This is a genomic window from Flavisolibacter ginsengiterrae DSM 18136 (assembly GCF_059568575.1).
Genome location: NZ_JCANTR010000025.1, coordinates 1 through 13,499, shown reverse-complemented (window position 1 = coordinate 13,499; position 13,499 = coordinate 1). Strand labels below are relative to the sequence as shown.

Below are 13,499 nucleotides of genomic sequence, written 5' to 3'. Positions count from 1 at the left end.
TTTGAATTTTGAAGAAAACCACCCTCTAGATAAGAAGAGATAAACCATACTTATGGATAAAACTGCAAAGCAGCATTACGCTTTGATCATTACTTCTTTATTGATTTGTATTTTTCTCTATGTAGATACTTACTTAATTCCATTTAGCCATGCAGTTGAGACCGTAAAAGACTTCAGAGTATATAGGTCTAACGGTTATAGAGGAAGATCAGACCATCGAACTTACACATTGAAAACAAACGTAGGAGAATATGATATACCTGAATCATTCTTTGACAGGATAAATAAAGATATCATAATAGGCATAGACAAGTCTTATCTCACAGGTTCAATTCAAATGTTGTATGTTGATGCAGGCGAAGGTACTTATATTTACGAAGCTGGTTTTCTTCGTGCTGGCTTTGGTAAGATTTATGTGCCGCTTGTAATTATTGGGAGTATTACAATGTTGTTATGTTTCAGAATTATTGATAATGTTAAAGGCAGAGGAAACCTGTCATTTGCAGTATTCATTTGTTCGATTTTATTGCTGCTGGCCTATATAGATCTGCACATTATATGATTTGAAAACAATATAGTTAACATACAAATGATATAAGTTATAGTCAAATAATCTAATTATTCATTCTTTTCCAGGTGAAAAATCTCGTTGACCGTTGTCTTAAAAACGCTTGCGATTTTTATTGCCAGCACCGTAGATGGTACATACCGTTCCGCCTCAATAGAATTTATAGTTTGTCTTGACACACCCACCTTATCCGCTAACTCCTGTTGGGTAATATTCAACTTTGCACGTTCAACCTTGATTGTGTTCTTCATTACCGGCCTTTCTTTTGAAGGAAATACAATGACAGGTAAACTAAAAGCATATTGAAGACAAGCTCCTGGCCCTTAAGGTCGGCAATTGGACTTTTTACCAGCATATCAATAAAGGGCTTTATAATAACATAAAGTACTGTTAAGAGAAATGCCATTACCATAGATTTTTGACGTATTGCTATCGTCAGTTCATCTTCGACCTTGTCTCTTGCCCAGGCAATAAATAGCAGACCCAGAATAAAAGCGTTCATAGATAGTAACCTAAAGACTTCTTTGCTGGTTGGTGTTAATGGAATATTTACAGCCCGGGCAATAATGGCAGGAACAAAAGCCAGCACCATAACCATAATTCCAATTTTATTAAAATAATTGGGTAATAAACCTGCTGCAATCTTATTTTTTCTCTTTTCTATAGTGTAAAAATTGCTTTCCATAATGACAAATATACTTTACATGGTCAAACATCCAAATTCAAAGAACGAATTCTCTATCTCATTTATAAAAAAACCTATTCTTTAAGCATATAAGCAGCAATAAACTTGTAGTTATGGCCTGGCAACCGGCATATTTGTGCTGCCGATATCACGGTACAGTTTCCATTCTCCATTACGCTGTTCCCAGACCACCACATATTTGCCCCTGTCCAATAAGGAGCCTTTGGCATCCTTCATTTGATAATTACCGGTTTCAATGATGAATAGCGAATCACCTTTTATATCTGTAGTGGTTAAGTTTATTTCTTTCATACCCATACGTATGGCGCCACCCCATGCCTTGATAATATCATTTCCTTTTACAGGTTCACTATTGTCCAGCAATAATTCTGCATCGGGCCAGTAATGTGAAGCCAGAGCAGCGGAATCCCCTGCAGCCAGTTCCTGGGAAAACCTGGCATTGATACTGTAAATGAATGAGCGCGTCTGTTGCTGATCAAAACCTGGCCTGGTCTTATCGGTGGCAGTGTCTGAGGTCTTTGACTCGCAAGCTGCCAGTGAAAAACAGATTACAATGAACAGGAAGGATGAAAGCTTCAACATAATGTTGGATTTAAGGTGGATAAACTGACTATTTTTTAGGGAAAATAAACTGGGACTAATGACTGATTGAATGTACCATTATAAGTTTACAATTGGAAGATTTGAAAGAGGTCAATCAGGTGCCCTGAGGCATCAGCTTATTGGTTGGCAATACCCTGTTAACTGTTGTTGCCTGGTTAGCCATGAAAGCTAAAAACCGCTCCACTTCATATATTGCGGTATGCGCACAGGGTGATATCTTAGGCAGGATCAGATCAAAGGCATGGTCTGTTTGTGGCAGGATATGCAACACAACTGGCACATGATGTTTTTTTAAAGAGTTAAATAACTTGCGCGTAGATCTAACCGGGGCCATAATGTCGTCCTCATCATGAATGAGCAGGGTAGGTGGACAGTTGCGATGCACGTGTGTGATAACTGTGAACAGTGAATAAGCCCCCGGGTTTTCATCAGGATGTCCACCCAACAGTGGTGCTAAGGTTCCTATGTTTTCAAAGTTTTTATTCATTCCCAGTCGATAATAATCCTTGCCCATTTTTTTGATAAGCCAGGCAGGTATATTTTTTGGAACAGCATTTTTAAGCTTATTGGGCGCATCCCGGGTAGTGAGGTGCTGGTTGGTATGGTAATAAAGGGCCTCCATATCATTGCTGCCATATATCGATATCACCGCGCTTACACTAAGATCTTTACCTGCCAGGTCTAGAGGAGTAAACCGCTGGTCATCGTCGGTATAGGCTGCCAGCAGCGCCAGGTGCCCACCCGCTGAACCTCCACCAATGGTGACCTTTTCCGGGTCAACAGCGTACCTGGATGCATTTTCCTTCATCCAGTTTATTGCACGTTTCACATCAGATACCATTCCCATCATATCGGTTTCAGGAGCCATCCTGTAAGCCACGTCCATTACCACATGCCCTTGTGCGGCCAGTTGTGTAAAGAAAGGCCGGGTTTGAAAATCCTTGTCAAGAAAGTAAAAAGCGCTGCCATGCAGGTAAATAAAAGCCAGCCCAGAAGGTAAGATACCTGGTGGCGGCTGCCAGATATCACATAAGAGCTTGCGTTCTGTTCCTGGAATGATTGCAAAGGCAATATCCTGTTCAAATCGCGGGGACGGGACTGATGGTAAACTTAACTGGAAACGCCTGGACAGGAAATGGGTCTTTTGCGAGCCAGGTATTCTTTCCTTCCAGCCAGGGCCATAGGCCTGTTCAAAGCTGCCGGGTGAAGCAGGCGGTCGGGAGACCTTGTAAATATGAATGCCAAAGACAAGGATATCGTAGATACCGATGCAACTGGTGATAATGGACCCGGTTGCCAGTCCTGCAACAAGAGTAAGCACACCTGTCAGCATCAAAAAAGGTGCAAGTGCAGCCGTATATAGTTTAACAAACCAAAGTATGGGTGCCGGCCAGCGCAAACGCGTAAAAAGCGTAATGCTCAACAGGGCAGTCAACCCACCTGCTATAACTATAAACCACTTTATTATGATAAGTACGATGTTCACGCTAGCTTAAATACTGTGTTTGATCTTAGATTGCGGGTGACCGTTACTCTTTATCTTTCCTTTGAAAGTTTCATCAGCGGCTGTTATAATTAATTTTTTACCTTTTGCCCTCTGCAATAACAGCACTGCCAGCACGATCATCCAGAGCATATAAGCGCCGATGTTAATGCGTTCCCACACACCTATCATTGGAGTAGGAACATTGGTTGAAATACCAGGTGATGCCAGCCAGGTAAGGATGCCAAACACCATAAAAACAACGACGGTCAAAAAAGAATAGATCCTGAATGACCTTTTCATGGCAGCAGCAGCAAAGCCAATGATGAGTAACATCATCACTAAGGTGATGAAGGTCATTACAATATGCCAGGTATCGGTAAAACTGCCACCGCCGGCTGCAAGAATCTCACGCCTGTGCATGGGTGACCATGCCAGCCCGATAAGTCCACTTATGATCATTAATGTTCCAACTAGGTGTAGGTTACGGCTTTTGCCTGCCGACAAACTGATACCCCATCCAAATGCAGCTACAAGCAGGGAATATAGAATGCCTGGCACCAGCCAGATAGTTCTAGTGGGCGCACCTATGGCTGATAATTCGCTTACAACCTGGGAAACCGGATCGTAGCCCGGGTAAAACAAAGGTATAAACAGGTTCATGGCTATATACAAAAGGGAAGCTATGATGCCGCAGGTGAGCAGTAGGTTGCTCCATTGGAAAGCACCGGTTTTGTTTCCGGCCTGCATTTTTACTGGTCTCATGGTTAATAATTTATAAGAGCGAGATCCTAAGTTCAATCAATCTATAGTCCTGTAAAATGATGATCGTTAGCCAATCTTCTGATTGGTATCACAGGCAGAAAAACCAGTTCTGCAGTAGAGAAATGCAAACAGTATATCGAATGAAGATAGTACGTGATTTCCAACGATTTCCTGGAAATGTCTCGTGGTGTTTTACTTCATACCGTAATAATAAGTTTATGAGAACAATGCTCACTTTAACTAAAGAAGAGGCGGTCATTAAAGCCGCTAAGACCTATTGAAGAATTCAAAACAATTGTTCTTGGATGATTAGCAACTACAATTCTTCAGACAATTTATTCATGAAGGACTTGCTCATGGTATTGAGATTTGAATTGTAGTCTGCTAAAAATTCAGAGGTAGCGGATTTCCATGATTGGAAAAAGCGGATGCCTTTATTGTGCGCATCGCCCTTTATAGACCTGTCTTTACCGTACTGTCATTCTGCAATAATTTGTAAGACACCACAAGATCCTTGAAGTCAGGTTCCATATATATTTTTTCCCAGCTAATGGCATATATCAGCCAGATGACCCTTGCTTTATCCACCAGTGCAAATGCAGTGGGAATCTGTTCTACTGTCAATTCCAGCCTTTGGCCTGCCAGTTTCTCACTCAGAGCTTTATTGGTCATAGTATTAACTGCATTGGAAAAATTATTAACAGCGATGGAGGAGTTTAATGTGCAGATATGCCTGTAATCAGCCTGCCAGTAAACTATGAGTGGTAGGAAATTGCTTCTTGTTTTTACCGTTGTGGAAATACTATTGGAGCCGGATGGGTAGATAGATGATACACTGATATCTGCTTTCTTGTTTTTGTTTTGTTTGGGTATCCTGTTGCCGTATTGTTCGGCTACATATTGATCCATTTTTTTTGTTGTCAGGCAGCTGCTCAAAAAAAGTATGGACACAAATAGTAATGCAGTGACGAGGAAGTTTTGGTTTACAGTTTTCATAATTTACACTGATGAAGGCGGACAAATTACGTATTAATAGTATAGATCACTATGACTTCCGGAAAAAAGTTTTTAGGAAGCCAGATGAATTTTTTCAACATAACGGCAATTAAGAATCACTGATGAAAACAGCTGTAGTAATGATAATTAATTATTTACTGTTTGGGTAAGCTGGATACCACCTTGCCCGCTTCATTCAGAAAATCAATTCTTGCGCTACCAGTGGAATCAACAATAAGCCGGATTCTTGTTTTACCTTTTTTATCCGCAAGGTTGATCAATGCTGATTTATCTGAATCCTTTCCAATAAACACCCTGTGAGCAAAGGCAGGGTCACTGTTTGCAGGTTCCAGGAGTTCCTTGATTTTTGCATCCCTCACCGGCCCTTCAGGCAATTTTTGTGCGGCCTTGTATTGACGACGAAACTCAGGGAATGGAGGGCTGGTGTGCCAGTCGTCTACATAAAGTCCTGTATTCTTGTCTCCATTATCATCAAGGTATTGCAGGTATAAAACCTGGTTTTGGTTGTATTGATCGAAAGAGAAATGCCCTGAAGCAAAGTATTTTCCACTGCTGTCTTTTCTACCTGTAAATACCAATCCTCCACATTCAGTGGCATTGTCATCATAAAATATAAGACCTGGCCTGCCACCACCGGGAATTCCATAAGGCTTCCCGTAGTATAGATTTTCAGGTGATCTTTCCATGTTGGAAAGAATCAGGCGTGGCTGTCCGTTCGGTTCAACTATATTGATGCGTTTAGCTGTAAGCTGTTCAACGGATAGATTCTTCCCATTGATTCCCTGCCTAAGAATAAGGAACAACGCAAGGAGTAATAACAGGGAAGAAACAATGGCATACACTGTCAATAACCTGACCTGTTTTTTGATGGTATCAAGGCTGTTGTTCATAAGGTGTTAGTTATATTTTTGAAGTGGCCGAAACTATTCTTTTTCATTTACTTTCTGCCTGTTAACATTTCTTTCCCCTGAGATATTATATAAACAGTGCGTTTTTTGATCGTTTCAGTGTTCCCATGTCTTCTTCATGAACCTACCTAATAAGTAACATTGAATTACAAAATTGCTCTCCTTGTTGACTTGTCAACCTGTTAACATTTGAACTTTTTACTTTTGACTTTCTCCCTCCTTATTCACCTGTCAACGTACCAACTTGTCAACTCTCTTTTCATTCCTTTAACAGTACTCATTTCCTTTAACATAAGCTTACCTAAGCTGCATTAATCCTAAGATTTCTTTTCATTTCTCATATATGGAACGAAAGAAAAAACCACGTTCCCCTTCGGCATATGAAAAAGCAAATTTTACTTTTAGCTTCTGTCATCATCTCCACGCTGGCTATGGCCCAGGACAAACCTCATTTTGGTGTACGTGGTGGATTTTCTTCTGCTTCCATGAAAGGTGATGCTGTCAATAGTCTTCAAAACCTTTTGGATTTTACCAATGGTGCTATCAGCACTACCAGCCATAGCGGGTTTTTTGGTGGTGGGTATGTAAACATTCCTTTGTCCAAAGAATTATCAGTTGAGCCGGCCATGTATTATACCCAGAAGGGATATACTATGACAGGTAAATTGAATATCAAGGGTGCAGATTTCTTAGGTATAAATGGTAAGGCACAATTGAATTCACAATATATAGATGTACCTGTGGTTTTGAAAGGAATTATGGGAGGGTTGCAGGTGTTTGCAGGCCCACAGATCTCTTATCTTACTAAGGCATCTCTTCATACTACTGCGGGTGCTCTCGGGTTCAATGTAGTGAACAGTACCAGTGATGCTACTTCGCAATTCAACAGGTGGGATATGGGATTGACAGGTGGTATAGGATACCAGTTCTCAAACGGTCTGAATATTACAGCCGCTTATGATCATGGTTTATCAAAAGTAGATGCCAACCAGAACCTGAACTCTTACAACCGTTCGTTTAAAGTAGGTCTTGGTTTTAACTTCTAAGAGCTTAACATAAAAAGCAAAAGCCGCTCCAGGAATGAAGCGGCTTTTTTTACACTTAAATACACATGAAAAAAACTCTTTAGTATATGGACGGCAGAAAGGTCTTCTTCAGGGTCAGGGGTTCTTCCCTGTTCCAGGTAAGCTTCTTTCCAAATCCGGCTTTATTGTTGGTCATCTTTATCGTATCCAGGCACACGGTCCAGACCTCTCCCGGCATAGCCATAGCCATGGGGAACTTTTTATGATAAAACGTGCTTCCCTGGCTAATGGTGGCAATGTGCCCGGTGAATTGGATGCCCTGAATAGCCAGTACATTCAGTTTATCGGGTAATACAGAACCAGCCAGGTTTCCATTTTTCTGCAGCAATCCTGCATGCTTTGAAGAAGAAGAAGATTTAAAATAAATACAATTATTCTCCGCATCAAAAGCGTAAAAGCAGGTGAAGCAATAAGGCAAACCCTCTTCATCAATACAGGTAAAGGAAGCTACAGTCTGCCTTTGCATAAATCGGATTATCACGGGATCCATAGAAAAGGAATTAGGGTGCAAGTAAGTTCATGAATTTCCGCAGGCACATGATATATATCATCAGTTAAGTTGATTTTCATTTCCCTCTTACCATTTGGGTATTTCCAGGTCATCTTTCGATGGAAGTGATGGAAAATGCGCATGCGGTTCCCGCTGGTACCAGAAAGCCACGGATGATATATCTGATTTTTGAGGATAATACCGCCAGTCATGTCTCCAGCCAAGATCCTGTATGGTCACCCTCAGGTCTTTTTCAAATCGGATAGGATCCATGATATGCCAGCGGTACATCCCAAAGCCTTGTTGAGAAAGATACAGGCCATCCGGTTTGATCACCTGGTGCAAACCTGCATAGGCAGTGGAGAATGGTTCATACTGGTGTGTTTTATTGTTCTCGAAATTGTAGGACCCGCAAAAATAATCTTCTGTGCCAGTGCCATTGATAGTAGGATATTCTGTATCGCCATCCATGTAGAATTTGATCTCACCTTCGCCCCACCAGGCATTATTGTTGACATTCCAGGCGATATAAGTGCCTACATATTGTCCTTTTCCCCTGATGCCATCCACCAGGGTATGTAGTGCACCTGTAGTAGGATTGGATCTTCTGAATTGGGCATGCAGATAAGCTTCATCGTCGCCAACCTGTGTCAATGTATAATCAACCTGGTAATACAAACGCATAGGTGCATTGTCAAGGTTCTCCATGGTGATGCGGCATTTCCTGCGGAAAGGCATTTTCCAATAGCAATTAAAAGCGCTGCCAGGATTGACGGTCACGGCCAGTGAATTCAATGGCGCATATTGATTGAGTCCCATAGCAAAGAAATCACCCACCGGCACTTCAATCGAGGCTTCTTTTTCATCATCCCAGTAAAAACGGAGTATTGAGAAACGCCAGTTGCCTGTAGGTGTCATCCAGATATGCTGAATGGCTCCCGGTCCTTCGATCTCCGCAATGGTCATTGTTTCTTTACCAACTATCTCTATAAAGGGGTTTACTTTCCATCCCTTTCCCAGGTCTTTGGCAGCATGGGCAGAGTTGGCCACATTTCTTTTGCCGCTATCCAGCCTGGGATCAGCCATGCCTCCACGGCCTTTGGCGCCTGTGTAATTTTCGGGAGAGATGGACCTGGTTCTGGCATCACTTAACCTTGATAAATTGGCCATGTTCATATCAAGGCCGTTAAAGCCCTGCTGGCAATAAGCAGTAAAGGAGAAGAGGATTGAGAAGAGGGAAAGTGTAAACTTCATGGAAAAGGGTTTATGAGTATGAAAGATGTTGTATTGTAAATCTAAGAAAACATGATAAGCGTGTAGCGTAAAGTATCCTAAGACTTTTGAGTGGTTGCAAGCCATAATAAGCTTCCCTTATGCCTTACAGTTATCTCGTAATAGAGTTAGGTGGAAGCTATTTATTTTATGCTCACCTTTTGTATTGTGCTTAGGAGCTTACATCCATTGTTTAGATTTGTAGGATACTTACCTAATTTTCCATGGTTACATTACCCTCCATACTGGACAATGATTTTTACAAGTTTACCATGCAGCAATGCGTTGTGAAATTATTTCCCAGGGCCCGGGCACGCTATAAATTCATTAACCGTGGTCATCACGTATTTCCTGAAGGATTTGCAGCTGCCTTGAAAGCTTCTGTTGCCTCCATGACAGGATTGTCTTTATCCAGGGAAGAGAAGGAATGGCTGGGTGAAACATGTCCTTACCTGGATCCTGTATACCTCGACTTCCTGCAGGGATATCGGTATGATCCATCGGAGGTGACAATTGAACAGAACGGCCAGGATGTGGAAGTTTATGTTGAAGGGTACTGGTATCGCACCATACTTTGGGAAGTGCCCTTGCTGTGTCTTATATCAGAAAATTTCTATCGCTTGTTGAATAAAGACAGGGAAAGCAATGATACGGTCGCGCAAAAAACGAGGAGTAAAATTGAAGCCTATGACAAACTGGGTGTGACCATTGCAGAATTCGGAACACGCCGCAGGCACTCCTATGAAGTGCAGGACCTGGTCGTAAAGACACTAAAACAATGGGGAAAGAATTTTGTTGGTACCAGCAATGTGCACCTGGCAAGAATGCATAATACCAAACCCATTGGTACCCATGCCCATGAATGGTTCATGTTTCACGCCGCTAAGTATGGGTTTAAGATGGCCAATACTATGGCCCTGGAAAACTGGATAGAAATATATAGAGGTGACCTTGGCATAGCCTTGTCCGATACTTTTACTACCGATGAATTCTTTGAAGTGTTTGACAGGAAATTTTCCAAGCTTTTTGACGGGGTACGTCATGATAGTGGTGACCCATTGATCTTTGCCGAGAAAACGGTTTTGCATTACCGTTCTCTTAGTATCAATCCACTCAACAAGACCATTATTTTCTCTGATGCGCTTAATTATAAAAAAGTGGAGCTGATCTCCAATTACTGCAAGGGCAAGATTGGTGTGTCTTTCGGAATAGGCACCAATTTCTCGAATGATGTAGGACTCACCGCTATGAATATCGTTATTAAAATGACCGAAGCCATGCCTGAAAATGAATCATGGACGCCTGTAGTAAAACTTTCGGACGAGCCGGCTAAGTACACCGGCGAACCCGATGCCATAGAACTGGCGAAGAAAGTTTTACAAATACCATAGAACTAAGATGAATAGGATGAAAAAGATTATAAAGGAGAATAGCAGGCTCCGGACTCAGGACTCCAGACTCCCGACTCAACCTTCCAGGTCTATTCCCAGCCTGTTCACTGTCTGCACCAGTTCCATGGCGTTCTTCACTTCCAGTTTTTGATTGATGTTCTTGCGGTGGGTTTTGATGGTTAGCTCGCTGAGAAATAATTTTTCTGCTATCTCCCGGTTGCCTTTTCCCTGCAGCACCAGTTTAATAATCTCTTTTTCGCGGCTGCTTAATTTAACAGGAGAGGGGATGAAATCAGTGGGAGGCAATTGCACCAGGTCCTTCAACCTTGCATCGAGGTAGGTGTTGCCACTATAAGCCGTTTCTATGGCCTCGCAAAGAACAGCGCTTCCTGAATTCTTCAAAACATATCCATGAGCGAAGGGTGTATAGAGATTTTCTTTTGCCAGGGCGCCTGGATGATACATAGTAAGAAACACCACCCTGGTATGGGGGTAATCTTTCCTGATGATCTTCGACAATACTATTCCATTCTTACCTGGCATGTTTACATCCAGCACAGCCACATCCACCGGGTGCTGGCTGATATATTCTTCTACTGCATCTCCATCAGTGCATTCAGCAACGATCTGCAGGTGATCAAATTTTTGCAGGGCATTCCTAACCCCTTCCAGAAACATAGGGTGATCGTCTGCTAATAATAGTTTTATCCGTTGCTTCATGAGGTATGATGGGAAATTCGATCGATATGCGGCAGCCTTTATTTACCTGGCTGTCCATTTCAAACCGGCCATTCACAAATGTAACCAAACCTTTTATCTGGGAGAATCCTAATCCTTCTTTCAAATTCGCCTTATCAAATCCGCGCCCATTGTCTTCCACAAAAATGGAGATCAGCTCAGGCTCCAGCATCACCTGTATCATTACTTCCGTGGCATGCGCATGCTTGACGGCATTCTGCATTAATTCCTGCACTATGCGGTAAACCATTAACTCGTTTTGAAAGGCAGAAACTTCCAAAGTTCCGATAGATTCAAGGTGGATATGGATCTTCCCCGTCCGGTTGTATTGTTCAACCAGGTCGCGTAAGGCCTGCATCAATCCCTTTTTTTGCAGTATCACGGGCGAGAGGCTATGCGAAATGTTCCGCACTTCATCCGTCAGGCTGCTCACATCGTCAATTGTATGTTGAAGCAATGAAGCTTTATCCATTGGCGCATCGCCCAGTGCTTCGAGATTGTATTTGATAGAAGAAAGTCCTGCACCTATGGAGTCGTGCAAGAGACCGGACAAGCGTTTCATTTCCTTTTCCTGGTATTCACTGACAGACTTAAATATATTCTCCTGTCTACGGTTCAGCTCAACCAGCAATTCTTCTGCACGAAGCTTGTAGTTCTTGAACCGCACCGAAAGGGCCAGGGCCAGCAGGCAGATCTCCATAGAAAATCCAATGTTCACGGCATTCCTGGTGAGCAATGAATCGGGCAGATTGCCGGTGATGTATTGCATATATACCTGCGAGGAGATGGTGAACAAAAGGGAGGCAAAAAAGATATAGGCCGAATACCTGATCTTTTTTTGATATCCCATTGCTGCAAAAACAAATACGGGAATAATGGAAGCTACCATCAGCACCTGCATAAATACCAGCCAGAAAATGCGCAACATACCTGTATTGGGGATTACGGTAAAAGCCAGCACAAAACAGAGTAAATAAATACCGATAAACCAGTTGGTGAATGTATAGATACGGGGAAAGTGAATTTTGGTTTCCAGTAAGGCTCTTGAAAAAAGAATGTAATAAATAGGCGCCTGTGAAATGGTAAATGGACGAATAAAATCCGCTATGCCCGGGTGGTCGGGGTACAAAAACATAAAGCTTAAGCCAAAGTCAGTGAATATATAACCTGCCACCATCAACACATACAGGCTATAATAAACATAGAGCCTGTCACGCATATTGAAGTAAAGGAATAGTGTAAACAACAGGATGAATATGCTGATGCCTACCAGCAATCCCTGTAACATATTGTTCTGACGGTTGTAGACCATAAAGGCCTCGTCAGTGAAAAAATTAAGCGGCAGGTGCAATTGTTCATTTCTTTTATCCACCAGCAACAGTAACTGCAGGTGATCTGTTTTCAGGTTGATCTTATACACAAACTGCGCATGGTTCATGTTCCTTGTATGGAAGGGAAGGTGATCGCCGGTCATTGGGTATTCCATCAACTGATGCCCATCTTTCAACAGCCAGGCACCCAGGTAGTTGATATGAGGGTTGTTGATCTCCAGGTATACAACAGAATCTGTAAGTGGAAGGCCGGAAAGGTCGAGGCGCAGCCATACCTGTTCATTCTTATAACTCAGGTTAAGGGATGAGGGAACAGGTTGCATCAATGTCATGATGGAGCGATAGCGATCATAGCTGCGTTCTGAGCCACTATCCAGGAAATAGTGCAGTGATAATTGCTGCGGGTTGATGGGTTGTTCATTCACAAACAAATTGATACCAGCCCTGCCGGCATAACTGCCGGCAAGGAACACCAATATGAATAGCAGCCGTTTATGGTATGTATGAATGATGTTCACAAAAACTATAGCGATAAAAATATACTTTGTTAGAGTATTAAACGAACAGCGCCAAAAATTACCCCTTTGTAGGTAGGGGGAGGGATATTAGGAGTTGACAAGTTAACAAGTTAAAAAGTTGACAAGGAGAGTCCTTGAATTCTTTGTACTTCTCCCTTGGTTCTTTGTGTTTCTTAAAGTCTTCGCGGCTTTGCGGCATTCTTTTTACTTCGCCAGCGAGTCTCTTTGCATGAGTATAACATGATTCATCGACGAGAATCATAAGCAAAGGACTCGCGGCCATTGAAATAACCGCAGAGGGCGCGGAGAACGCAGGGGTATTTACTTCGCCAGCGAGGTACTGTCTGAAAAACCAAATTTATTTAGACATATTTTTTAATTTTAAGTAACGAAAGAGAGCATACGGCGATAGCTCGACGGATGTTCATCTTGTGTAGCTCTGTTCAACAACGGAGCTACTTTTTTTTCTGCACCTATGCTTTAATATTAACGAAAGAGAGCGCCAGCTCCTTTTCTCCGGATGATTTATACCCATAGAATGGATCATATGCTTCATCTTTCTTCCATAATGTATAAACTAAAATGAGCAGCTTCTTTTGAACAGCTGTATAAGCTTTCATTTTT

Annotated in this window: 14 protein-coding genes; 3 read left to right on the top strand and 11 right to left on the bottom strand. The window is 42.2% G+C overall.

What is annotated here, in order from left to right; all coding sequences use genetic code 11:
* The first annotated feature begins 52 nt into the window (after window positions 1-52).
* Window positions 53-562: a hypothetical protein gene (locus BP74_RS19140; protein WP_496376691.1), complete on the top strand. Its 510-nt coding sequence runs from the start codon at window positions 53-55 to the stop codon at window positions 560-562.
* 56 nt (window positions 563-618) lie between these two features.
* Here the strand turns inward: BP74_RS19140 and BP74_RS19135 are convergent, their stop codons facing one another.
* The 7 genes from BP74_RS19135 to BP74_RS19105 form a co-directional block, all read right to left on the bottom strand.
* Window positions 619-819, bottom strand: a complete 201-nt coding sequence (locus tag BP74_RS19135) for a helix-turn-helix transcriptional regulator (RefSeq protein WP_496376689.1) — start codon at window positions 817-819, stop codon at window positions 619-621.
* The gene (locus tag BP74_RS19130; protein ID WP_496376687.1) at window positions 819-1,253 is read right to left on the bottom strand and encodes a hypothetical protein; all 435 of its coding nucleotides are present in this window, start codon (window positions 1,251-1,253) and stop codon (window positions 819-821) included. The genes BP74_RS19135 and BP74_RS19130 overlap by 1 nt, the downstream gene beginning before the upstream one ends.
* Window positions 1,254-1,364: 111 nt before the next feature.
* Window positions 1,365-1,856, bottom strand: coding sequence for a YybH family protein (locus tag BP74_RS19125; RefSeq protein ID WP_496376685.1), 492 nt, complete (start codon window positions 1,854-1,856; stop codon window positions 1,365-1,367).
* Window positions 1,857-1,971: 115 nt separating this feature from the next.
* Complete coding sequence (locus BP74_RS19120) at window positions 1,972-3,363, bottom strand: alpha/beta hydrolase (RefSeq protein WP_496376683.1); 1,392 nt, start codon at window positions 3,361-3,363, stop codon at window positions 1,972-1,974.
* A gap of 6 nt (window positions 3,364-3,369) precedes the next feature.
* Window positions 3,370-4,125 (bottom strand): DUF998 domain-containing protein, encoded by a 756-nt coding sequence (locus BP74_RS19115; protein ID WP_496376681.1) that lies wholly within the window; start codon window positions 4,123-4,125, stop codon window positions 3,370-3,372.
* Between the two features lie 453 nt (window positions 4,126-4,578).
* Window positions 4,579-5,121, bottom strand: a complete 543-nt coding sequence (locus BP74_RS19110) for a hypothetical protein (RefSeq protein ID WP_496376679.1) — start codon at window positions 5,119-5,121, stop codon at window positions 4,579-4,581.
* Between the two features lie 155 nt (window positions 5,122-5,276).
* Window positions 5,277-6,032 (bottom strand): hypothetical protein, encoded by a 756-nt coding sequence (locus BP74_RS19105; protein WP_496376677.1) that lies wholly within the window; start codon window positions 6,030-6,032, stop codon window positions 5,277-5,279.
* A 398-nt stretch (window positions 6,033-6,430) separates the two neighbouring features.
* Here BP74_RS19105 and BP74_RS19100 point away from each other — a divergent pair, with 398 nt between their 5' ends.
* Window positions 6,431-7,096: a porin family protein gene (locus BP74_RS19100; protein WP_496376675.1), complete on the top strand. Its 666-nt coding sequence runs from the start codon at window positions 6,431-6,433 to the stop codon at window positions 7,094-7,096.
* Between the two features lie 79 nt (window positions 7,097-7,175).
* Here BP74_RS19100 and BP74_RS19095 read toward each other — a convergent pair whose 3' ends face one another.
* Complete coding sequence (locus tag BP74_RS19095) at window positions 7,176-7,601, bottom strand: hypothetical protein (RefSeq protein WP_496376673.1); 426 nt, start codon at window positions 7,599-7,601, stop codon at window positions 7,176-7,178.
* Window positions 7,602-7,712: 111 nt separating this feature from the next.
* Window positions 7,713-8,879 carry a glycoside hydrolase family 172 protein gene (locus BP74_RS19090; protein WP_496376671.1) on the bottom strand — a complete coding sequence of 389 codons (1,167 nt, stop codon included), beginning with the start codon at window positions 8,877-8,879 and terminating at the stop codon, window positions 7,713-7,715.
* A 242-nt stretch (window positions 8,880-9,121) separates the two neighbouring features.
* Here BP74_RS19090 and pncB point away from each other — a divergent pair, with 242 nt between their 5' ends.
* Complete coding sequence (pncB, locus tag BP74_RS19085; protein WP_496376669.1) at window positions 9,122-10,288, top strand: nicotinate phosphoribosyltransferase; 1,167 nt, start codon at window positions 9,122-9,124, stop codon at window positions 10,286-10,288.
* Between the two features lie 75 nt (window positions 10,289-10,363).
* Here pncB and BP74_RS19080 read toward each other — a convergent pair whose 3' ends face one another.
* Together BP74_RS19080 and BP74_RS19075 are read right to left on the bottom strand one after the other, a co-directional pair.
* The gene (locus BP74_RS19080) at window positions 10,364-11,008 is read right to left on the bottom strand and encodes a response regulator (protein WP_496376667.1); all 645 of its coding nucleotides are present in this window, start codon (window positions 11,006-11,008) and stop codon (window positions 10,364-10,366) included.
* Window positions 10,947-12,875, bottom strand: a complete 1,929-nt coding sequence (locus BP74_RS19075; RefSeq protein ID WP_496376665.1) for a sensor histidine kinase — start codon at window positions 12,873-12,875, stop codon at window positions 10,947-10,949. Before BP74_RS19075 ends, BP74_RS19080 begins: the two co-directional genes overlap by 62 nt.
* Window positions 12,876-13,499: the final 624 nt, after the last annotated feature.